This window comes from Pseudomonas sp. GV105 (assembly GCF_003058185.1).
Lineage (GTDB): Bacteria > Pseudomonadota > Gammaproteobacteria > Pseudomonadales > Pseudomonadaceae > Aquipseudomonas > Aquipseudomonas veronii.
Map to the genome: position 1 here is coordinate 254290 of NZ_QBUF01000008.1, position 21489 is coordinate 275778.

The 21489-nt window shown below is 61.9% G+C and carries 21 protein-coding genes; 10 read left to right on the forward strand and 11 right to left on the reverse strand.

The features are described 5' to 3' along the window. Positions 1–41: 41 nt before the first annotated feature. Positions 42–686: a nicotinate-nucleotide adenylyltransferase gene (gene nadD / locus C8K66_RS17740; RefSeq protein WP_017848346.1), complete on the reverse strand. Its 645-nt coding sequence runs from the start codon at positions 684–686 to the stop codon at positions 42–44. Continuing rightward, positions 686–1951 carry a glutamate-5-semialdehyde dehydrogenase gene (locus C8K66_RS17745; protein ID WP_046381926.1) on the reverse strand — a complete coding sequence of 422 codons (1266 nt, stop codon included), beginning with the start codon at positions 1949–1951 and terminating at the stop codon, positions 686–688. The genes nadD and C8K66_RS17745 overlap by 1 nt, the downstream gene beginning before the upstream one ends. 174 nt (positions 1952–2125) lie before the next feature. On the opposite strand from C8K66_RS17745, the gene C8K66_RS17750 reads away from it, so the two are divergent. Together C8K66_RS17750 and C8K66_RS17755 are read left to right on the forward strand one after the other, a co-directional pair. Further along, positions 2126–2809: a DNA-3-methyladenine glycosylase gene (locus C8K66_RS17750; RefSeq protein ID WP_046381925.1), complete on the forward strand. Its 684-nt coding sequence runs from the start codon at positions 2126–2128 to the stop codon at positions 2807–2809. A 25-nt stretch (positions 2810–2834) separates the two neighbouring features. Continuing rightward, positions 2835–4151, forward strand: a complete 1317-nt coding sequence (locus C8K66_RS17755) for a bifunctional DedA family/phosphatase PAP2 family protein (RefSeq protein ID WP_046381924.1) — start codon at positions 2835–2837, stop codon at positions 4149–4151. Here C8K66_RS17755 and C8K66_RS17760 read toward each other — a convergent pair. The 4 genes from C8K66_RS17760 to C8K66_RS17775 all read right to left on the reverse strand — a co-directional run bounded on the left by C8K66_RS17760 (position 4145) and on the right by C8K66_RS17775 (position 6150). Beyond that, entirely contained in the window at positions 4145–4360 is a 216-nt protein-coding gene (locus tag C8K66_RS17760; protein WP_026140195.1) for a hypothetical protein, read from the reverse strand. The genes C8K66_RS17755 and C8K66_RS17760 overlap by 7 nt on opposite strands. Before the next feature lie 102 nt (positions 4361–4462). Further along, complete coding sequence (locus tag C8K66_RS17765) at positions 4463–5053, reverse strand: LON peptidase substrate-binding domain-containing protein (protein ID WP_017848351.1); 591 nt, start codon at positions 5051–5053, stop codon at positions 4463–4465. Between the two features lie 21 nt (positions 5054–5074). Then, positions 5075–5791, reverse strand: a complete 717-nt coding sequence (locus C8K66_RS17770; protein ID WP_017848352.1) for an LrgB family protein — start codon at positions 5789–5791, stop codon at positions 5075–5077. Beyond that, positions 5788–6150, reverse strand: a complete 363-nt coding sequence (locus tag C8K66_RS17775; RefSeq protein WP_017848353.1) for a CidA/LrgA family protein — start codon at positions 6148–6150, stop codon at positions 5788–5790. The genes C8K66_RS17770 and C8K66_RS17775 overlap by 4 nt, the downstream gene beginning before the upstream one ends. A gap of 159 nt (positions 6151–6309) precedes the next feature. Here C8K66_RS17775 and C8K66_RS17780 point away from each other — a divergent pair, with 159 nt between their 5' ends. From C8K66_RS17780 to C8K66_RS17795, 3 genes are all read left to right on the forward strand, one after another. Continuing rightward, a complete protein-coding gene (locus C8K66_RS17780) occupies positions 6310–6765 on the forward strand; it encodes a MaoC family dehydratase (RefSeq protein WP_017848354.1) in 456 nt (151 codons plus the stop codon). Positions 6766–6960: 195 nt separating this feature from the next. After that, a complete protein-coding gene (locus C8K66_RS17790; RefSeq protein ID WP_108525547.1) occupies positions 6961–8679 on the forward strand; it encodes a C13 family peptidase in 1719 nt (572 codons plus the stop codon). A gap of 30 nt (positions 8680–8709) precedes the next feature. Further along, entirely contained in the window at positions 8710–9351 is a 642-nt protein-coding gene (locus C8K66_RS17795; protein WP_046381921.1) for an oxidoreductase, read from the forward strand. Positions 9352–9409: 58 nt separating this feature from the next. On the opposite strand, the gene C8K66_RS17800 is transcribed toward C8K66_RS17795, so the two are convergent. The 5 genes from C8K66_RS17800 to C8K66_RS17820 all read right to left on the reverse strand — a co-directional run bounded on the left by C8K66_RS17800 (position 9410) and on the right by C8K66_RS17820 (position 15071). After that, positions 9410–9694 carry a YceK/YidQ family lipoprotein gene (locus tag C8K66_RS17800; RefSeq protein ID WP_017848357.1) on the reverse strand — a complete coding sequence of 95 codons (285 nt, stop codon included), beginning with the start codon at positions 9692–9694 and terminating at the stop codon, positions 9410–9412. Next, a complete protein-coding gene (gene ubiX, locus C8K66_RS17805; protein WP_010206807.1) occupies positions 9687–10316 on the reverse strand; it encodes a flavin prenyltransferase UbiX in 630 nt (209 codons plus the stop codon). The genes C8K66_RS17800 and ubiX overlap by 8 nt, the downstream gene beginning before the upstream one ends. After that, complete coding sequence (mpl, locus tag C8K66_RS17810) at positions 10313–11662, reverse strand: UDP-N-acetylmuramate:L-alanyl-gamma-D-glutamyl-meso-diaminopimelate ligase (protein WP_017848358.1); 1350 nt, start codon at positions 11660–11662, stop codon at positions 10313–10315. Before mpl ends, ubiX begins: the two co-directional genes overlap by 4 nt. A 195-nt stretch (positions 11663–11857) precedes the next feature. After that, a complete protein-coding gene (locus tag C8K66_RS30630; protein ID WP_128191675.1) occupies positions 11858–12934 on the reverse strand; it encodes a hypothetical protein in 1077 nt (358 codons plus the stop codon). A 211-nt stretch (positions 12935–13145) separates the two neighbouring features. Beyond that, complete coding sequence (locus tag C8K66_RS17820; RefSeq protein WP_057005937.1) at positions 13146–15071, reverse strand: sigma-54-dependent Fis family transcriptional regulator; 1926 nt, start codon at positions 15069–15071, stop codon at positions 13146–13148. A gap of 274 nt (positions 15072–15345) precedes the next feature. Between C8K66_RS17820 and C8K66_RS17825 the strand changes: the two genes are divergently transcribed. The 5 genes from C8K66_RS17825 to C8K66_RS17845 all read left to right on the forward strand — a co-directional run bounded on the left by C8K66_RS17825 (position 15346) and on the right by C8K66_RS17845 (position 21323). Then, entirely contained in the window at positions 15346–16866 is a 1521-nt protein-coding gene (locus C8K66_RS17825; protein WP_017848361.1) for an aldehyde dehydrogenase family protein, read from the forward strand. Between the two features lie 184 nt (positions 16867–17050). Beyond that, positions 17051–18484, forward strand: coding sequence for an ethanolamine permease (gene eat, locus C8K66_RS17830; RefSeq protein WP_017848362.1), 1434 nt, complete (start codon positions 17051–17053; stop codon positions 18482–18484). 63 nt (positions 18485–18547) lie between these two features. Further along, complete coding sequence (locus C8K66_RS17835) at positions 18548–19942, forward strand: ethanolamine ammonia-lyase subunit EutB (protein ID WP_017848363.1); 1395 nt, start codon at positions 18548–18550, stop codon at positions 19940–19942. Continuing rightward, positions 19939–20772, forward strand: a complete 834-nt coding sequence (eutC, locus tag C8K66_RS17840; RefSeq protein ID WP_017848364.1) for an ethanolamine ammonia-lyase subunit EutC — start codon at positions 19939–19941, stop codon at positions 20770–20772. Before C8K66_RS17835 ends, eutC begins: the two co-directional genes overlap by 4 nt. Positions 20773–20864: 92 nt before the next feature. After that, entirely contained in the window at positions 20865–21323 is a 459-nt protein-coding gene (locus C8K66_RS17845) for an N-acetyltransferase (RefSeq protein ID WP_017848365.1), read from the forward strand. Positions 21324–21489: the final 166 nt, after the last annotated feature.

Sequence of the window (21489 nt, forward strand, 5' to 3'; positions counted from 1 at the left end):
GCGCTCGCTGCACGACTGTTCGTGCGTTCAAGCGCGCCTTTTCAGTTCGACGCACGGTAAAGCCCGTGCGCATCGATGTAGGCCAGGACCGCGTCAGGCACCAGGAAACGTACCGACTTCCCGCTGGCCAGCAGTTGACGGATCTGGGTGGCGGACACCGCAAGCGGGGTCTGCCAGACGAATGCAATATTCCCGTTCGGCCCGGTCAGGGCCAAGGGGTCACTTACCGACCGCGCGGCCAGCAGGTTGCGCAAGGCATCCGGCGGTTCGCTGTCGGCATCCGGGCGTTGCAAAACCAGGATGTGGCAATGCTGGAGGAGTTCCTCCCAGCGATGCCAAGAGGGCAGGCCGCAAAATGCGTCCCAGCCCAAAAGCAGAAACAACTGGTCGTCCGCGGCCAACTCGGCACGCATCAGTTCCAGGGTGTCGACAGTGTAGGACGGTTTATCGCGCTTGAGCTCGCGGTCGTCCACCACCAGCGGCGGTATGCCAGCTACGGCAAGGCGCACCATTTCCAGGCGCTGCTGCGCTGACACCTGCGGCGTATCGCGGTGCGGCGGCCGGGCATTGGGGGTCAGGCGCAATTCATCCAGCGCGAGGGCATCCGCGACTTCCAGGGCACTGCGCAAATGGCCGATATGCACGGGGTCAAAGGTGCCGCCGAGCAACCCGATGCGTTTACCCATCAAGCGCGCACATGCCCGTCGCCGAACACTACGTACTTCTCGCTGGTCAGGCCTTCCAGGCCAACCGGGCCGCGTGCGTGGAGCTTGTCGGTGGAGATACCGATCTCCGCGCCCAGGCCATACTCGAAGCCGTCGGCAAAACGCGTCGAGGCGTTGACCATCACCGAAGCGGAGTCCACTTCGGTGAGGAAACGCCGGGCATCGCTGAAATGCTCGGTAACAATGGCATCGGTGTGCTTGGAGCCGTATTTGTTGATGTGCTCGATGGCCTGATCCAGGTCATCGACGATGCGGATCGACAGGATCGGCGCCGTGTACTCGGTGTACCAGTCTTGCTCGGTGGCTTCGATCACGTCCGCGCCGAGCAGCGCACGGGTGCGCTCGCAACCGCGCAGTTCCACACCCTTGTCGCGGTAGATGGCAGCCAGCGGCGGCAGCACGCGATCGGCAATGCCGGCGTGCACCAGCAGGGTTTCCATGGTGTTGCACGGGGCGTAACGGTGGGTCTTGGCGTTGTCGGCGATGCGGATCGCCTTGTCGATGTCGGCGGCGATGTCGATGTAAACGTGGCAGACGCCGTCCAGGTGCTTGATCACTGGCACCTTGGCATCACGGCTGACGCGTTCGATCAGGCTCTTGCCACCGCGCGGCACGATCACGTCGACGAATTCCGGCATGGTGATCAGCGCGCCGACGGCGGCGCGGTCGGTGGTTTCCACCACTTGCACCACTTCGGCCGGCAATTCGGCCACGGCCAGGCCCTGCTGGATGCAGGCAGCAATCGCACGGTTGGAGTGGATCGCCTCGGAACCGCCGCGCAGGATGGTGGCGTTGCCAGACTTGAGGCACAGGCTCGCGGCGTCGATGGTCACGTTCGGGCGCGACTCATAGATGATGCCGATCACGCCCAGGGGCACGCGCATCTTGCCGACCTGGATGCCGGACGGCAGGTAACGCATATCGCGGATTTCACCGATGGGGTCAGGCAGCTTGGCCACCTGACGCAGGCCTTCGATCATGTCGTCGATACGTGCCGGGGTCAGCGCCAGGCGGTCGAGCAACGCCGGTTCCAGGCCATTGGCGCGGCCGTTGGCCAGGTCCAGTTCGTTGGCGGCGGTCAACTCGGAGCGCGAAGCATCCAGAGCATCGGCGGCGGCCAGCAAGGCACGGTTTTTCTGCGCGGTGCTCGCACGGGCGATCAACCGCGAGGCCTGACGGGCAGCGCGACCCAGGCGGGTCATGTAGTCAAGAACGGACTCAGTCATGGTCAGGGAGTCTTGGCAAAGAGGAAAGCGGCAGATTATAGCTGTGACGCCGCCCGACTGACAGCGGTGAGGGGCGGATGGTCGAAATGAACTGTAAAAACCTGGGGTTCAGCCGTAATTAAGGTGGGAGTTGTTATTATTCCGTCACATTTAGCCGTATTAACCCTGAAGGCCATGTCGAGTTTCACCCCCCAACTCCCTGCCAGCGCCCTGCCCGACCGCTTCTTCGACCGCGATGCACAACTGCTTGCGCGGGAATTGCTCGGCAAAATCATCCGTCATCGGGTCGGCGATCTCTGGCTTTCGGCGCGGATTATTGAAACCGAAGCGTATTACGTGGCCGAAAAAGGCAGTCATGCCTCACTGGGCTACACAGAAAAGCGTAAGGCTTTGTTTCTGGATGGCGGTCATATCTATATGTACTACGCCCGTGGCGGCGATTCGCTGAACTTCAGCGCCCAGGGCCCGGGCAATGCAGTATTGATCAAATCCGCCTATCCCTGGGTCGATGAGACCTCCGGCCCGGCCAGTTTGGCGCAGATGCTGCTGAACAACCCGGACGCCAATGGCAGGCCACGCGCCTCGCAGAAGCTCTGCGCCGGCCAGACCTTATTGTGCAAGGCGCTGGGCCTGAAAGTGCCGATGTGGGATGCCAAGCGCTTCGACCAGGAGCGGCTCTATGTAGAAGACGTCGGTCAGGTGCCGACGCACATTATCCAGACCACCCGCCTGGGCATTCCCGGCGGCCGGGACGAACACTTGATGTACCGCTTCGTCGATGCAGGCTATGCGCCTTATTGCACGCGGAACCCGCTGCGCCGGGGCCAGGTCGAAGGCCGCGACTATTTTTTGATTTGAAACGGTGACGAGGGAGTGAAGAAATATGGGCCAATGGCTCGATAGCATCACCGGCTGGCTGACCCTGAACCCCCAATGGCTGGCGGCGGCGGTGTTTATCGTGGCGTGCGTGGAATGCCTGGCCATTGCCGGTTTGATCGTGCCCGGCACCGTGCTGCTGTTCGCCATTGCCGTGCTGGCCGGCAACGGTGCGCTGTCGCTGAGTGAAACCCTGCTGCTGGGTTTTCTCGGCGGCCTGGTGGGCGATGGGGTGTCCTACTTCCTTGGACGCCATTTCCACCAGAACATCCGGCGCCTGCCTGGCCTGCGGCATCACCCTGAATGGATGAACGGCGCCGAGACCTACTTCCACAAGTACGGCATCGCCAGCCTGCTGGTCGGACGTTTCATCGGCCCGTTGCGCCCCATGCTGCCGATGGTGGCTGGCATGTGCGACATGCCGTTCCCACGCTTTGCCCTGGTCAGCATTCTCGCGGCGGCCGGCTGGACAGTCGCGTACCTGCTGCCGGGCTGGGCGACCGGCGCGGCTTTCCGCCTGCCATTGCCGGCGGGGTTCTGGCCCGAGGCGGGAATTGTCGCGGCATGCCTGGCGGTGTTGCTGGGGCTGAGCTTGAACAGCAGCCTGCGCGGCCATCGCCGCGCCACAGGGTGGATAGGTTGCGCCAGCCTGATCCTGTTGATCGCCCTGTTTATCGGCTACCCGCACCTCAACGACTTCGACCAGGGGCTGAGCGCCCTGGTGCAGGAGCATCGCAGCGCCTGGCTGGACGAGACCATGGTGAGGCTCACCCAACTGGGCGAGTTCAAGAATATGTTTGTCGCCAGCGCCCTGTTCACCGGCCTGTTGTTACTCGCACGCCAATGGCGCCACGCGCTGTTTGTCGGCATCACGCTGGGCATGGCCGCAGTGATCAATACCGCCACCAAGCTGTTTTTTGCCCGCGGTCGCCCGGAAATCCTCACCGACCCACTGAGCAGCTTCAGCATGCCCAGCGGCCACGCCTCCGGCGCATTCGCGTTTTTCCTGGCGTTAGCCGTATTGGCCGGGCGCGGGCAGCCCACGCGCCTGCGCCTGACCTGGCTGCTGCTGGGCTGCATCCCCGCGGCATTCATCGCGTTGTCGCGGGTTTACTTGGGCGTCCACTGGCCCACCGACATCCTCGCCGGAATGTTGCTGGCGATGAGCGTGTGTGCATTGAGCCTGGGCGCAATCCAATACCGCAGCCCGCTGCCGCCGATGTCGCAGAAAGCCTGGTGGCTGGTATTGCCTGCCCTGGTGGCGGTGCTCGGTTTCATCGCCTTCAGCGACACCTCGCAGGCCCTGTTCAAGTATGCCTACTGACCCTTGGCCGGACCGATCCAATCGATTGGCGCGGTTCGGCGCTCAACGCAACGTTCGCGCCGCTCCAGCAGCATTTCATCGGCAATTTCTGCGGCACGCTCGGCGATGTATTCCGGGCCGCGCTGTGCATCCTGCGCGAGCAGTTGTGAGGTAATGCTGACAAAAAAAGCGTCCCAGGCCGCCTGCTCCGATTGCGCTAGCCGAATCATGTTCATCCCCTGATCAGTGGTTGTGTGATCGGAAACTATTTCAGCCCGCGCGATGGGAGCAACGCAGAAATGTCTGAAAGCAGCACCAGACAATTCTGAAGATCAGGTGAACAGTTCACCTTGCAGTTCATCCAGCAGCCTCTGGATCGCATCCAGCCGTTGTTGCGGATCGTCGAGCTGCAGCAGGTCGATCTTGTCGGCCTCGGTGAACGGCAGCAAATACGCCAATTGATTGCCCAGGGCCTGCTGGCCGTCGGCATCGGCGCCCATGTCCAGCGAGGCCACCATCGGGTGTTCGGCCAGGGCCTGGAGCAAGGCCTGCAGGTCGGCGTCCGCCTCTTCCAGCGCGTGGTCCGGCCGCTCTTCCAGCCATTGCACCTCGGCCACCAGCAACTGGTCCTTCTGCACCTCGGCATCGCGGACACGGAAGCGCCGCCCGCCCTCGACGCGAATGCCCAGCAGGCCGTTATCCTGCTGTTTGAAGTCGCGAATCAGCGCTTCACAGCCGATCAGCGCGTAGCCATCCGGGGCCGCGCCCACCTCTTTGCCGTCGAAGATGCACACCACGCCGAAACTTTCGCCCTTTTTCATGCAGCGGCTGATCATGTCCAGGTAGCGCGCCTCGAACAATTGCAGATCGAGGGTGCAGCCAGGGAACAGCACGGTGTTGAGCGGGAACAGCGCCAGACTCATAAAGGTTTCCTTAACCCTGGTTCAAACAATCACCGACACGGCCAGCGGCAGGAACACCGCCGTCGCCACGCCCATCAGACTCATGGCCAGCGCCGCAAAGGCGCCGCACTCTTCGCTTTCCTGCAGGGCCACCGACGTGCCGACGGCGTGAGCGGTCATGCCCAGCGCCATACCGCGCGCCTCGGGGCTGTGGACGCCCAGGCGCGACAAGTACGCCGGGCCGATCATCGCCCCGATCACGCCGGTGATCAGCACGAACACCGCGGCCAACGCGGCCACGCCGCCGATCTGCTCGGCCACCAGCATGGCAATCGGCGAGGTCACCGACTTGGGTGCCATGGTCATCAACATCCTGTGTTCGGCACCGAACCACCAGCCCAGCAACACACACAGGCCGGTGGCCAACACACCACCTATCACCAGCGTAGTAAAAATCGGCCAGAACAATTGACGAATCCGGCGCAGGTTCAGATAGAGCGGCACCGCCAGGGCCACGGTCGCCGGGCCCAGCAGGATGCTCATGATCTCGGTGCTCTTGCGGTACTCGGCGTAACTCAGGCCACAGGTGAGCAGCACGCCGATCACCAGCAGCATGGACACCAGCACCGGCTGCAGGAAGATCCAGCGGGTTTTCTCGAAGCCCGCGAGCACCAGCTGATAGGCGCCGAGGGTGATGCCGATGCCGAACAGCGGATGATGAATCACCGCCGCCCATGCGCCTTGCCAGTCGAAGGTCATGATTGCTCCTCCTGCTGCGCCTGGCGCTTGACCAGTTTTTGCATCAGCACGCCGACGAACCCCATGGCGATCACCAGCGACAACACCAAGGCGCCGACGATGGCCCAGAAGTCTGCGGCGATGTCCTTGGCATACACCATCACCCCGACCGCCGGCGGCACCAGCAGCAAGGGCAAGTAACGCAGCAGGCTGCTGGCCGCCAGGCTCAGCGGCTCGCCGACTTCGCCGCGCCACACCAGGTAACCCAGCATCAGCAGCAGACCGATGATCGGCCCCGGCAACACCGGCAGCAGCAAATGGTTGATCGCCGTGCCGATCAATTGAAACAGCACCAGCCATGTCAGACCGCGTAATAGCATCCGTCCTTCCCCCCTCAAGACCGACCCGCATTATAAGCATGCCCGCGCTATGCTCCGGCATTCGTCATATGCATGGTGGGTTGACCGGGCTGGTTGCCCATGATGATCTAACATGGTTCTCGCACATCAATAAAAACCGATGAACCAAGGAGAGACGCAATGCCCTATGTACCCGTAGCGCAGCTCAAAGATTATGTCGGCAAGGAACTGGGACGTTCCGACTGGCTCACCATCGACCAGGCCCGCATCAACCTGTTCGCAGAAGCCACTGGCGACCATCAGTTCATCCACGTCGACCCGGTCAAGGCCGCGCAAACCCCGTTCGGCAGCACCATCGCCCACGGTTTCCTGTCGCTGTCGCTGATGCCCAAGTTGATGGAAGACATCCTGATCATGCCCGAAGGCCTGAAAATGGCGGTCAACTACGGCTTGGACAGCGTGCGCTTTATCCAGCCGGTGAAGGTCAATTCCAAGGTCCGCCTTAACGTGACCCTCACCGACGTCACCGAGAAAAAACCCGGCCAATGGCTGTTCAAGGCCACCGCCACCCTGGAAATCGAAGGCCAGGAGAAACCCGCTTACATTGCCGAGTCGTTGTCGCTCTGCTTCGTGTAACCGCCTCCTTCCTCCCTGTAGGAGCTGGCTTGCCAGCGAAAAGCCCCCAGACGCCACATTCCCCCTGAATGCCCGCGTTTTCGTTGACCACCTTCGCCGGCAAGCCGGCTCCTACAGGTCATCATTCCCCAACAGACCACTAGGTATGGCTCCTTCGCTGCGGCATACTCGGCGCTCAATTATCCGGATCCCGCTATGCGCCCACTCGCTCCCCTTGCCCTTGTCCTGTTGCTCACCGCTTGCGGAGACGGCGAATCGCTGTTGCCGCCCGATGCGCGCCTGCCCGACGGCGGCCGTTACCGGGGTGATGTGGTCAATGGCTTGCTGCAAGGCCAGGGCCGCGTGGACTACCCCAACGGCAGTTGGTACGCCGGCCAGTTCGACAAAGGCCAGTGGCACGGCCAGGGCGAATGGCATGGCAGCAACGGCGAAGTCTATAAAGGCCAGTTCCAGCAAGGCCTGTTTGACGGCCAGGGCAGCCTGACCACTGCGGGCAGCCACTACGTCGGTGGCTTCAAGCAAGGCCGGCGCAACGGCGAAGGCACCCTCAAAGAGGGGCAAATGACCTATCGCGGCGAATTCAAGGACGACCAGTATTCCGGCCTCGGGCGCCTGGAGCTGGCCGACGGCAGCCAATACCAGGGCCAGTTCGCCCACGGCAAGCCCAACGGCGAAGGCCAGCGCAACGACGACAGCGGCAACCAGTTCAGCGGCCACTTCGTCGATGGCCAGCTGGAAGGCAACGGCACCTTCAACAGCGCTGACGGCGACATCTACGTCGGCCAGTTCAAACAGAACCAATTGAACGGCAAGGGTCGCTACGAAAACGCCGACGGCGACGTGTGGATCGGCCAGTTCAAGGAAGGCGCCCTCAGCGGCAAGGGCGAGTTGATCGGCATCGATGGCAGCCACTACATTGGCCAGTTCAGCGATTGGCGCTTCAGCGGCGAAGGCCGCCTGAACCTCACCGACGGCAGCTTCTATATCGGCGGTTTCGACAGCGACAACTACCAGGGCCACGGCACCCTGGTGCTCGCCGACGGCACCGTGCAGGCCGGCACCTGGGTCAACGGCATGCGCGTGCGCGACGCCGACGGCAAGCTGTTGCCCGACCCGTTGGAAATCGGCGTGCTGGCCCAGGGCCGCCTGCTCGATGCTGCCCTCGCCGCCGTGCCTCCTTCGACCCCCGCCGTGGAACTGTACACCCTGGTACTCGCCGGCGACGGCAAACAGAGCGTGTTCCTGCGCGAAGCCGATTACGTCAGCAATATGCTCGCCAGCCGCTTCGGTGCGCGCGGGCAGATTCGCCTGGTCAACCACCGCGACCATATCGCCGACCGCCCGCTGGCTACCCGCGAAAGCCTGCGCCGTGCCGTGCAGACCCTGGCCGAACGCAGCGGGCCGGAGGACCTGGTGTTTATCTACCTGACCAGCCACGGCACCCACGAAAGCGAACTGGTGCTCGACCAGCCGCGCATGGAGCTGGCCGACCTGCCGGCCGATGAGCTCGCCGCAGTACTCACGCCGCTGAAGAACCGCGACAAGGTCGTGGTGATTTCCGCGTGCTACTCCGGCGGTTTCATTCCCGCGCTGAAAGACGAGCACACCTTGATCATGACCGCTTCCCGCGCCGACCGCGTGTCGTTTGGCTGCTCCGAGGAAGCCGACTTCACCTACTTCGGCGATGCCCTTTTCGCCCAAGCCTTCAACCAGACCGACGACTTGCAGCAAGCCTTCAAGCTGGCGCAACTGCACGTGACCGAACGCGAACAGGCGGACAACTTCGAAGCCTCCGAACCGCAGATCTGGGCCCCCAAAGGCGTGATCGCCCATTGGCAACTATTACGCAAGCAGCAAGCACGAAAGGCGCTCGAAAGCGTCTCAATGAATAGCAAGGAAGCTAAAGGCAACTAAGCTGTAACGTGTAACAAAGGGGGAAACACCATGTACCTGACGCCTCAGCATATTTTGCTCGCAGGAGCCTCTGGCCTGACCGGCGAACACCTGCTCGATCGCCTGCTCAACGAACCCACCGTGACCCGTGTGCTGGCGCCCAGCCGCAAGCCATTGGCCGAACATCCACGCCTGGAAAACCCAGTGGGCGACCCGGCGGTGGTCCTGCCGCAACTGCGTGGCCAGGTCGATATCGCCTTCTGCTGCCTGGGTACCACGATCAAGCAAGCCGGCTCCGAGGAAGCCTTTCGCGCGATCGACCTGGACCTGGTCGTGGCCTTTGCCAAGCGCGCGCGGGAAATGGGCGCGCGGCACCTGATTGTCATCAGCGCGATTGGCGCCGACCCGAAATCCTCGATCTTCTACAACCGGATCAAAGGGCAAATGGAAGACGCCTTGAAAGCCCAGGGTTGGCCGCAACTGACCATCGTGCGGCCGTCGCTGTTGCTGGGGGAGCGCCTCGAACCGCGCCTGGCCGAGCAATTGGCCGGGCCGTTGTCACGGCTGATTCCAGGCAAGTACCACGGCATCGAAGTGTGCGAACTGGCACGCGCCATGTGGCGCCTGGCGCTGGAAGAGCAAGATGGTGTGCGCGTGGTCGAATCGGATGAGTTGCGCAAGCTGGGTAAATAAACCCGCCAACCGAGCTGCCAGCTCAACATGTGGGTTCAGATGGGGCCTGAGCGCGGAGTCACAGCCCACCCGTGGCGTTGAACCCTACCCCCAACACCGTCAACACCGACAGCGGCAACAGCAGGGTATCGAGCAACGCGCTGGCTGGCAGGTCGACGCCGGGATAGCTCGGCGCCTCGGCGCCAAAACGGTCCATCGCGCAACAGCCGCCGTTCATCGCATACAGGTCCAGCCGCGTGCCGGCGTACACCACCGGCGCGCCGGGCTTCGCTGCATCCAGCGTGCGCGCGGTGGCGCAGCCCGCCAGTTGCAACGCCAGTAACACCAACAGCGCCTTATTCATCGCTGCTCAAATGGTGCTCACCCCAACGCGGGAGCATGTCCTGGGGAATGTTCAGCAGGTTGAGAATCCGCGCCACCACAAAATCCACCAGGTCATCGATGGTCTGCGGCTGGTGATAGAAACCAGGTGACGCCGGCAAGATGGTCACGCCCATGTTCGACAACTTGAGCATGTGCTCCAGGTGAATGCTCGAATACGGCGCCTCACGCGGCACCAAAATCAGCTGGCGCCGCTCTTTCAACGTCACATCGGCGGCCCGTTCGATCAAATTGTTGCAGGCGCCCGTGGCAATCGCCGACAACGTACCGGTGGAACACGGCACCACCACCATCGCCGCCGGCGCGCCGGAGCCGGAGGCCACCGGCGACATCCAATCCTCTTTACCGTAAACCTTGATCTGCCCCGCCGCCGCACCGGTGTACTCGGTGAGGAACGCCTGCATCATCTGCACCTTGGGCGGCAGCGCGACATCGGTCTCGGTGGCCATCACCAGTTGCGCGGCCTTGGAGATCAGGAAATGAACTTCACGCTCCTCGCGCACCAGGCAGTCGAGCAGGCGCAAGCCATAGGGCGCGCCGGATGCGCCGGTCATCGCCAGCGTCACGCGCTCGGGCCCGCTCATTTCAGGGCCTCGGCCAATTTGCCGTGCAGGCCGCCGAAGCCGCCGTTACTCATGACCACCACGTGGGTGCCGGGCGTGGCCTGTTGCTTGACGTGTTCAATGATGCCTTCGATCGAATCGCAGACCGTCGACGGCACGTGACACAGCGCCGCAATGGCGGGCAGGTCCCAGCCCAGGTTGGCCGGTGCGTACCAGACCACTTGGTCCGCATCATTGACGCTCTCCGGCAAGCCATCACGGTGCGCGCCGAGCTTCATGGAGTTGGAGCGCGGTTCGATAATGGCAATGATCGGCGCATCACCGACCCGCTTGCGCAGGCCATCAAGGGTGGTGGCAATCGCCGTCGGGTGGTGGGCAAAGTCGTCGTAGATGGTAATCCCATTCACATCGGCAACCTTTTCCATGCGTCGTTTCACACTTTTGAACGCACTCAGGGCCGCGATGCCCATGGAAGGCACCACGCCAACATGCCGTGCCGCCGCCAAGGTGACCAGGGCGTTGGCAACGTTGTGCTGGCCGGTCATGTCCCAGTCGACCACACCCTGGGCCTCGCCTTCGAACAGCACTTCAAATGTCGAACCGTCTTCACTGAGCAACCTGACCTGCCACTGCCCGCCCGCGCCGGTGGTTTGCACCGGCGTCCAGCAGCCCATGTCGATGACGCGCTGCAAGGCCGGCTCGGTGGTCGGGTGGATCACCAGGCCCTCACTCGGGATGGTGCGTACCAAATGGTGGAACTGCCGCTCGATGGCCGCCAGATCGGGGAAGATATCCGCGTGATCGAACTCCAGGTTATTCAGGATCGCCGTGCGCGGGCGGTAGTGGACAAACTTGGAGCGTTTGTCGAAGAACGCGCTGTCGTATTCATCGGCTTCGATCACGAAGAACGGCGTATCGCCCAGGCGCGCCGACACCGAGAAGTTCTGCGGTACGCCGCCGATCAGGAAACCCGGGCTCATGCCCGCGTGCTCCAGCACCCAGGCCAGCATGCTGCTGGTGGTGGTCTTGCCATGGGTGCCGGCTACCGCGAGTACCCAACGGCCTTGCAGCACATGGTCGGCCAGCCATTGGGGGCCGGACACATACGGCAAACCTTTGTTCAGTACGTACTCGACCGCCGGGTTGCCCCGAGACATGGCGTTGCCGATCACCACCAGGTCGGGGACCGGATCGAATTGGGATGGATCATAGCCCTGGGTCAATTCGATGCCCTGGGCTTGCAGTTGCGTACTCATGGGCGGATAGACGTTGGCATCGGAACCCGTCACATGGTGGCCCAACTCCTTGGCCAGAACCGCCATCGAGCCCATGAAAGTACCGCAAATACCGAGAATATGAATGTGCATGGTCGACCTCGTAAAACATCGAGGCAGGTTAGCGCAGGGAGGGGGAAATCGCACTCTTTTAGCGGTACACGCCAGCTCAATCGTCTGAATTCGGCCGGCAGTGCGGTCGTTGAGCCCGGTGCCGTCACCCGCCGTGACAGCACCGGACTCAGCGTATACGAGGGGTCATTATGGGGTGTCAATTAATAACCCGCATCAGACAAACTGCATCGAGGATGGCGGCCCCTTCGGCTCCAACACCGTATTGATACGGGAGATCTGGTTTAAAACAGCCTGATTGCGTCGATCCAATGTTTCAAGGCGGCGCACAGGGTCTTTCTCGGTGGCGGCGGTATCACTTTTAAAGGGCCTGAATATAAAATCATTTTCCTTAGCGATTAATTCCAAGTTCGACTCGACGGTGTTGTATTGCTTTTCCAACATATCAAGTCGGGCAGTTGTCTCGGTTGGCCAATCGGGGCTTTTATCCAAGGCTTGACCCTCGCTCCCTTCGGTATAGGCCTGGATCGTATTACTGACCAAGAGCAGTTTTAATTCTGCATTGTCCAAGTGCAACGCCAGGTCTTGCGGCGATGAAGGACTCGGCGCCGATCCCGCCACACCGTTCTGTTGACTCGGCGCGGGCTGGTGCGCGGGAGGAAGTAAGGGGGTATTGGCGCTGAACGCCCCCTTGATCTGCTCGCCACTCCATACGGAGCCTGCGTAAGTACCAATACTCAATGGCGTACTGACCAAGCCGTTGACTGCGGCATTCACGAAAGCGTCCCGTGTCACGGTTTTCAGATCTGGCCCGGTCTTGAACACGCCAGCCTTGACCAGGCGATCGGCAGTGACGAGGTTTTGCGCCACCTCGCCAAACGTCTTGGGAACGGGGTGAGACCTGGAAGGAAGGGTAGAGCCCCCGAACCGGTTGTTATTAATCAGATCTCGAAAGGGCTTATTAGATGCATGAGTGGAAGGTGGGTTTGAGAAAAACGGTCCCTTATTAACCTGATTATATTGACCGGGCGTCCCAGACGGCACGCGGGAAGTGCTATGCGTCGGCCTGCGGAAAAAACGTCCGAAATCAATTCCCCTTTTGCTACGAACCTGCGTGTCCGAGTTCAAACGTTCAGCATCATAAGTAAGCTCGGAGCGATCATTTTGCCAAGTAGCCGAAGCGGCGTTGCGCGGGTTACCGGTCGATCCAGTATTATTGGCAGCTTGAGTAACATCAGCTGAAACGTCACTGGACGGTACTGTAGTATAAGTTGGAACACCTGTAACATTCATAATCATCACCTTAGTCAGTCAATAAAAACTTGCATTCACTGGGTGACAAAAATATCTATCTCAGTTCCACCGAAACAACATTACATGCATTTACTTCCGCGCCAGCCAGGACATACTTTTTCAACAATTAACCCACAAAAGCAAAAACAGTAAATCCCCCTACAACCAACAATTAAAAACCGCCCCCACACATTCGACAACAACTTACGAATTACAACGCCGAACGCAGTTCAATGCCATGTTTGCGTAACTTTCGATATAACGTGTTGCGGCTCACCCCCAACCGTTCAGCCACAAGGGTCATATGCCAGCGCTGCTGCGTCAGGACCTTCAACAATGCCAGGCGCTCGGCATCCTCAAGCAGCGACAGCGGGGGGACATCCGCAGCAGGCGTAGTCAAGGACGCCGGGCGGATCATCGGCGGCAAATCATCGACACCGATCAACGCGCCGTCACACAGTGCAACCAGGGTACGCAACACCGTGCGCAACTGCCGCACATTGCCCGGCCAGGCGAACGCCAGCAATGCCTGACGCGCGCCGGCATCGAGCGTTATCGTCTGCTCCCCGGCTTCCTGGGCCAGCAGAAAATCCAGCAATTGCGGCTTATCACTGCGCTCGCGCAACGGCGGCAAGCCGATTTCGAGGCCATTGAGTCGGTAGTACAAATCTTCACGAAAGCTGCCTGCCTGCACACGCTGCAACAAATCACGGTGGGTGGCGCTGATGACTCTCACGTTTACCGCCTGGGGCTCGCCGCCGATGGGCACCACCAGGCGATCCTCCAGCACCCTCAAGAGCCGGGTTTGCAAAGCCAGGGGCATGTCGCCGATTTCATCCAGGAACAACGTGCCCCCATCTGCCTGTTGCAGCTTGCCGCGCATGCCTTCCTTGCGGGCGCCGGTGAAACTGCCGCCGCGATAGCCGAACAGTTCGCTTTCGATCAGGCTTTCCGGGATGGCGGCGCAGTTGAGCGCAACAAAAGCCTTGTCCGCACGCTGGCTGGCCTGGTGTACGGCCTTGGCGAAGGCCTCTTTGCCGGAACCGGTTTCACCGTTGACCAGCAGCGGCACATCACGCTCGAACACGCGCAACGCCTTGCGAAAATCGCTTTGCAACGCGGAATCGCCCAAGCAGATACCGAGCAGACGCTCGGGCTTGGCGGCAACCACCGGCTGCGGCGGTACGGGCACCGGCACACTGCGCGGCTGGCCGCGCAACGCGGCAAACAGATGTCGACCGTCCCGCGTCCGCAGCGGCCAACTCGCTGTGGCATTGGCGCTGGCGCGGCCCAGCAGTTGATCCAGGGTGCATTCGAAAAGCGCTTCCACAGGCTGCCCCAGCAAGCCACCACGCATCTGCCCCAACAGGTTCAGGGCACTTTGGTTGACTGCGCAAATGCGCCCTTCACCGTCGAACGCCAGCAGCCCTTCACTGAACAAGCCCACGGACTCCGCCTGCAAGTGAAAACGCAGCAGCCAGTGGTGTTCAAAGTGACGCAGGAAGTAACAACTCTCGATCATCTTCGCCGACAGGTTGACCAGCGCCATGGTGTGGAACTGGCTCTGACGCGACACCGCTTCCCGCGCCGACGACACGTCCAGCACCGCCAGCAACTCACCATGGGGATCGAACACCGGGCTCGCCGAACAGGTCAGCCCGGTGTGGCGCCCGCGAAAATGCTCATCGCGGTGAATGGTCAACGACTGGCGCTCCACCAGGCAGGTGCCGATGCCATTGGTGCCTTCGCAGGCCTCGCTCCAGTCGGCGCCGAGCCACAACCCGGCGCGCTCGAAAATCTTGCGCTCGGACGGCGCGGTGACGCAGTTGAGGATCACCCCGCGCGCGTCGGTGAGCAGCACGGCGTGACCGGCGCCCGAAAGTTGCTGATGCAGGCTGTTCATCTCGCCGCCAGCGATGTGCAGCACCTGCTGCAGGCGCTCGCGGCTTTCCAGCAGACGGCCATGTTCGAGCACGGTGGGGGCGATGCTCAGCGCAGGGTCGAGGTGATAATCCTCCAGGCAACGCAGCCAGGAGCGGGCGATGGACGGGTCGCTGCCGGGGCCCTGGGAAAGGTCTTGCCCACGGGTCACGGTCAAGACTTGCTGGGCATGGCGACTGAAATGATCGTGATGCATGTTCTTATTATTCTCCCTGCGTGAGAACGTCCAGCATCCCCCAGCCACCCGGCCATTGCAATCCCGCGCCGACCCACCGGTCACAGGTTGTACCGTGCATGGCACAAACTGTCACACAGACTGTACCAAGGCTGGCACGGCCGCACTTTTTGGCTCTCGCCAACCCCCTGATTTAACTGGCTTGCAAGGCAGTGGCCCGACCTTTGCTCTACGCTTTATCAAGCGCTTGCCGCGCTGCACTCCAATAAACATAAAAAGCCAGGAGATACCCACCATGCGTTACGCACACCCCGGTACTGAAGGCGCCATCGTTTCGTTCAAGGCCAAGTACGGCAACTACATCGGCGGCGAATTCGTGGCGCCGATCGATGGCAACTACTTCACCAACACTTCCCCGGTCAACGGCAAGCCCATCGCCGAATTCCCGCGCTCCACCGCCAAAGACATCGACAAGGCGCTGGACGCCGCGCATGCCGCCGCCGACGCCTGGGGCAAAACCTCTGCCCAGGACCGCTCGCTGGTGCTGCTGAAGATCGCCGACCGTATCGAACAGAACCTCGAACTGCTGGCCATCACCGAAACCTGGGACAACGGCAAGGCCGTGCGTGAAACCCTCAACGCCGACATCCCGCTGGCCGCCGACCACTTCCGCTACTTCGCCGGTTGCATCCGCGCCCAGGAAGGCAGCAGCGCCGAAATCAACGAACACACCGCCGCCTATCACTTCCATGAGCCCCTGGGCGTGGTCGGCCAGATCATCCCGTGGAACTTCCCGCTGCTGATGGCCGCCTGGAAACTCGCCCCGGCCCTGGCCGCCGGCAACTGCGTGGTGCTCAAGCCGGCCGAGCAAACCCCGCTGGGCATCAACGTGCTGATGGAAGTCATCGGCGACCTGCTGCCGCCGGGCGTGCTGAACGTGGTCCACGGTTTCGGCAAAGAAGCCGGCGAAGCCCTGGCCACCAGCAAGCGCATCGCCAAGATCGCCTTCACCGGCTCTACCCCGGTGGGCGCGCACATCATGCATTGCGCGGCCGAGAACATTATTCCGTCCACCGTTGAACTGGGTGGCAAGTCGCCGAACATCTTCTTCGCCGACATCATGAAAGCCGAACCGCAATTCATCGAGAAAGCCGCCGAAGGCTTGGTGCTGGCGTTCTTCAACCAGGGCGAAGTGTGTACCTGCCCATCCCGCGCGCTGGTGGAAGAGTCGATCTACGACGACTTCATGAAAGTGGTGATGAAGAAGGTCGCGTCGATCAAGCGTGGCGACCCGCTGGACACCGACACCATGGTCGGCGCCCAGGCGTCCGAGCAGCAGTTCGACAAGATCCTGTCGTACCTGGAAATCGCCAAGGGCGAAGGCGCCGAGTTGCTGGCCGGCGGCAAGGTCGAGAAGCTGACAGGTGATCTGGCCACCGGCTATTACATCCAGCCGACCCTGCTCAAGGGCACCAACAAGATGCGGGTGTTCCAGGAAGAAATCTTCGGCCCGGTGGTGAGCATCACCACCTTCAAGGATGAAGCCGAAGCCCTGGCGATCGCCAACGACACCGAGTTCGGCCTCGGCGCCGGCCTGTGGACCCGCGACATCAACCGCGCCTACCGCATGGGCCGGGCGATCAAGGCGGGCCGCGTGTGGACCAACTGCTACCACCTGTACCCGGCGCATGCCGCGTTTGGCGGTTACAAGAAGTCCGGCGTCGGTCGTGAAACCCACAAGATGATGTTGGATCACTACCAGCAGACCAAGAACCTGCTGGTGAGCTACGACATCAATCCATTGGGCTTCTTCTAACCCAACACCGCCGGGGCGATAACCGCCCCCGTAGGAGCGAGCTTGCTCGCGAAGAACCTCAACGATTACGCGGATAGCCTGGCTCTGCGCGGTGCTCTGAAGTTTTTCGCGAGCAAACTCGCTCCTACATTACCCGGCGACAACTTGTCGGGACCAAAACAATAAGAATGAAAGGTACTTTCCCATGCCTAGCGAACCCACTGGATCCTCCGTCGACTTCGAAAAAGTCGATTCCCAATACTTCCAACAACGCGAACTGAAAAAAGGCGCCGCCGGCTGGGTGCTGCTGGTCGGCCTTGGCGTTGCCTACGTGATCTCCGGCGACTACGCCGGCTGGAACTTCGGCCTGGCCCAGGGTGGCTGGGGCGGCATGTTCCTCGCCACATTACTGATGGCCACCATGTACCTGTGCATGTGCTTTTCCCTGGCCGAACTGTCTTCCATGATTCCTACTGCCGGCGGTGGCTACGGTTTTGCCCGCAGCGCCTTTGGCCCTTGGGGCGGGTTCCTGACGGGCACCGCGATCCTGATCGAATATGCCATCGCCCCCGCCGCCATCGCGGTGTTCATCGGCGCCTATTGCGAGTCGTTGTTCGGCATCGGCGGCTGGATGATTTACCTGGCGTTCTACATCATCTTCATCGGCATCCATATCTTTGGCGTGGGTGAAGCCTTGAAGCTGATGTTTGTCATCACCGCCGTCGCCGCCATTGCACTGGGCGTGTTCCTGGTGTCGATGGTGCCGCACTTCAACGTCGCCAACCTGCTCGACATCCCGGTGACCGACGCCAAGGGCGCCAGCACCTTCCTGCCATTCGGCTACGTCGGCGTGTGGGCGGCGATTCCCTATGCGATCTGGTTCTTCCTGGCGGTAGAAGGCGTGCCGCTGGCGGCCGAAGAAACCAAGAACCCGAAGCGCGACCTGCCCCGCGGCCTGATCGGCGCCATTGTGGTGCTGACCAGTTTTGCCCTGCTGATCCTGGTGATTGCACCGGGCGGCGCTGGCACCTACGCGCTGATCAAGTCCGGCAACCCGCTGGTTGAAGCGTTGGCGCTGTCGTATGGCGGCTCGACCTGGATGGGCAGCTTCGTCAACCTGGTCGGCCTGGCGGGCTTGATCGCCAGCTTTTTCTCGATTATCTACGCCTATTCGCGGCAGATCTTCGCGTTGTCCCGCGCCGGCTACCTGCCGCGCAAACTGTCCCAGACCAACAAAAGCAAGGCGCCGGTCCTGGCGCTGGTGATCCCCGGCATTATCGGTTTCGGCCTGTCGCTGACCGGCCAGGGCGACCTGCTGATTCTGGTGGCGGTGTTTGGCGCGACCATTTCCTACGTGCTGATGATGGCCGCGCACATCACCCTGCGCATCCGTCGCCCCAAAATGGATCGTCCGTACCGCACGCCAGGCGGCATCTTTACCTCCGGCGTGGCCCTGGTACTGGCCTGCGTGGCCGTGGTGGCGGGCTTTCTGGTCGACCCGCGAGTGGTGATTGGCGCTGCAATCATCTATGGAGTATTAATTGCTTACTTTGCTTTCTACAGCCGGCATCACTTGGTAGCAGGCACGCCGGAAGAAGAGTTCGCGGCGATCCAGGCCGCAGAGGCCGCCTTGCACTGACTGCCGTAAACCTCGACGCGGGCGCCTTACCCATATTTGCCCGCGTCATCAAGGAGACACTGTATGGCAAGTTTTTCCCACGCGGTGGGTGCATCGACCTACCGCTTCGACAGCCTCAAGGACGTGATGGCCAAGGCCAGCCCCGCCCGTTCAGGCGACTTCCTCGCTGGCGTCGCCGCACAGAACGATGGCGAGCGGGTGGCGGCGCAAATGGCCTTGGCGAATATCCCGCTGAAGCACTTCCTGCAAGAGGCGCTGATTCCCTATGAAAGCGACGAAGTCACCCGGCTGATCATCGACACCCACGATAAACAGGCGTTTACCGCCGTCAGCCACCTGACCGTCGGCGGCCTGCGCGACTGGCTGCTCAGTGACGCAGCCGATGAACAATCCCTACGCGCCTTGGCGCCAGGGCTGACACCAGAAATGGCCGCCGCCGTGTCGAAGATCATGCGCGTGCAAGACCTGGTGCTGGTCGCGCAGAAGATCCGCGTGGTCACCCGGTTTCGCGGCACCATGGGCCTGCGCGGCCGCTTGTCGACCCGCCTGCAACCCAACCACCCCACCGACGAACCGGCGGGCATCGCGGCGAGCATTCTCGACGGCCTGCTGTACGGCAACGGCGACGCCATGATCGGCATCAACCCGGCCACCGACAGCATCGCCTCGATCTGCGCCATGCTGGAGATGCTCGACGCGATCATCCAGCGTTACGAAATCCCCACCCAGGCCTGCGTGCTGACCCACGTCACCACCTCCATCGAAGCCATCAACCGTGGCGTGCCGCTGGACCTGGTGTTCCAGTCGATCGCCGGCACCGAGGCGGCCAACGCCAGTTTCGGCATCAGCCTGAGCGTGCTGCAGGAGGGCTACGAAGCAGGCCTGAGCCTGAACCGTGGCACCCTCGGGCAGAACCTGATGTATTTCGAAACCGGCCAGGGCAGCGCCTTGTCGGCCAACGCGCACTTCGGCGTCGACCAGCAAACCTGTGAAACCCGCGCCTACGCCGTGGCCCGGCACTTCAAGCCGTTCCTGGTGAACACCGTGGTCGGTTTTATCGGCCCCGAGTACCTGTACAACGGCAAACAGATCATCCGCGCCGGCCTCGAAGACCACTTCTGCGGCAAGCTGCTGGGGGTGCCGATGGGTTGCGACATCTGCTACACCAACCACGCCGAAGCCGACCAGGACGACATGGACACCCTGCTGACCCTGCTGGGCGTGGCCGGGATCAACTTCATCATGGGCATTCCCGGTTCCGACGACATCATGCTCAACTACCAGACCACCTCGTTCCACGACGCCCTGTACGCCCGCCAGACATTGGGTCTAAAGCCGGCGCCGGAGTTTGAACAGTGGCTGGCGAACATGGGCATTTTCACGCAAGCCGACGGCAAAGTGCGCTTCGGCAACAGCCTGCCACCGGCATTTCGCCATGCCTTGGCGCAATTGGGATGAAGGAGCCGCCCGTGCAACCAGACTTACCCGAAAACCCGTGGCTGGAACTGCGTCGCCTGACCCCGGCGCGCATCGCCCTGGGCCGTACTGGCACCAGCATCCCCACCAGCGCACAGTTGGACTTCCAATTCGCCCACGCCCAGGCGCGGGACGCGGTCCACCTGCCCTTCGACCATGTCGGCCTCAGCACTCAGCTCGCCGAACGCGGGCGTGACAGCCTGCTACTGCACAGCGCCGCCGTCGACCGCCACAGCTACCTGCAACGCCCGGACCTGGGGCGGCGCCTGAGCGATGAGTCGGCCCAGGCCCTGCGCGATCATGCGGCGGCCAACCCGGGCGGCATCGACCTGGCCGTGGTGGTGGCCGATGGTCTGTCGGCGTTGGCGGTGCATAAACACACGTTGCCGTTTCTCACGCGCATGGAGGAACAGACCCACGCCGAAGGCTGGTCCTTGTCACCGGTGATCCTGGTGGAACAGGGCCGCGTCGCGGTGGCCGATGAGATTGGCCAGCTACTCGGCGCCAAGATGGTGGTGATCCTCATCGGTGAACGACCGGGGCTCAGTTCGCCGGACAGCCTGGGCCTGTATTTCACCTACAACCCCAAGGTTGGCCTCACCGACGCGTACCGCAACTGCATCTCCAACGTGCGCCTGGAGGGTTTGAGTTATGGCATGGCGGCCCATCGCCTGCTGTACTTGATGCGGGAGGCCTGCCGTCGGCAGTTGTCGGGGGTCAACCTCAAGGATGAGGCGCAGGTTCAGACCATCGAGTCAGATGACCCGGACTTGGTGAAAGGCAATTTCCTGCTCAGCCCGCCCACCGACTGATCCCCGCACGATTGCGCTTTTTCACGTCTTTAGGCAGCATCGAGTCACGGCCGCTCGCGTGGTCATATACCATCTGGAAGTTGAGGCCTGGCATGCGGATCACTCAAGCGACCCTGGAACACCTGGACCTGTTGACCCCGTTATTCGTCAAATACCGCGAGTTCTACGGGGCGCTGCCGTTCCCGGACTCTTCGCGGGCCTTCCTGGAAAAACGCCTGCGCCGCAAGGAATCGGTGATCTACCTGGCCCTGGCCGATGACGACGACAAACGCTTGCTCGGGTTCTGTCAGCTGTACCCGAGCTTTTCTTCGTTGTCGCTCAAACGGGTGTGGATCCTCAACGACATCTATGTCGCCGAAGACGCGCGCCGGCAACTGGTGGCGGACAACCTGATGCGCGCAGCGAAGAAGATGGCCAAGGAAACCCATGCAGTGCGGCTGCGGGTGTCGACCAGCAGCAACAATAACGTGGCGCAGAAGACGTATGAGTCGATGGGTTTTCGCGAAGACAGCGAGTTCAAGAACTACGTGTTGCCGATCAGCGAAGACTGACCCCATCTCCCAAGCCCGCCAAAATCCCTGTGGGAGGGGCTTGCTCCCGATAGCCGTGGCCCCGTCAGACTATTTATAACTGGCACGACCCGATCGGGGGCAAGCCCCCTCCCACATTTGGTTCTGTGGTGCTCTGGGAGCCGAGTGCCATGACATCACCCGCTAC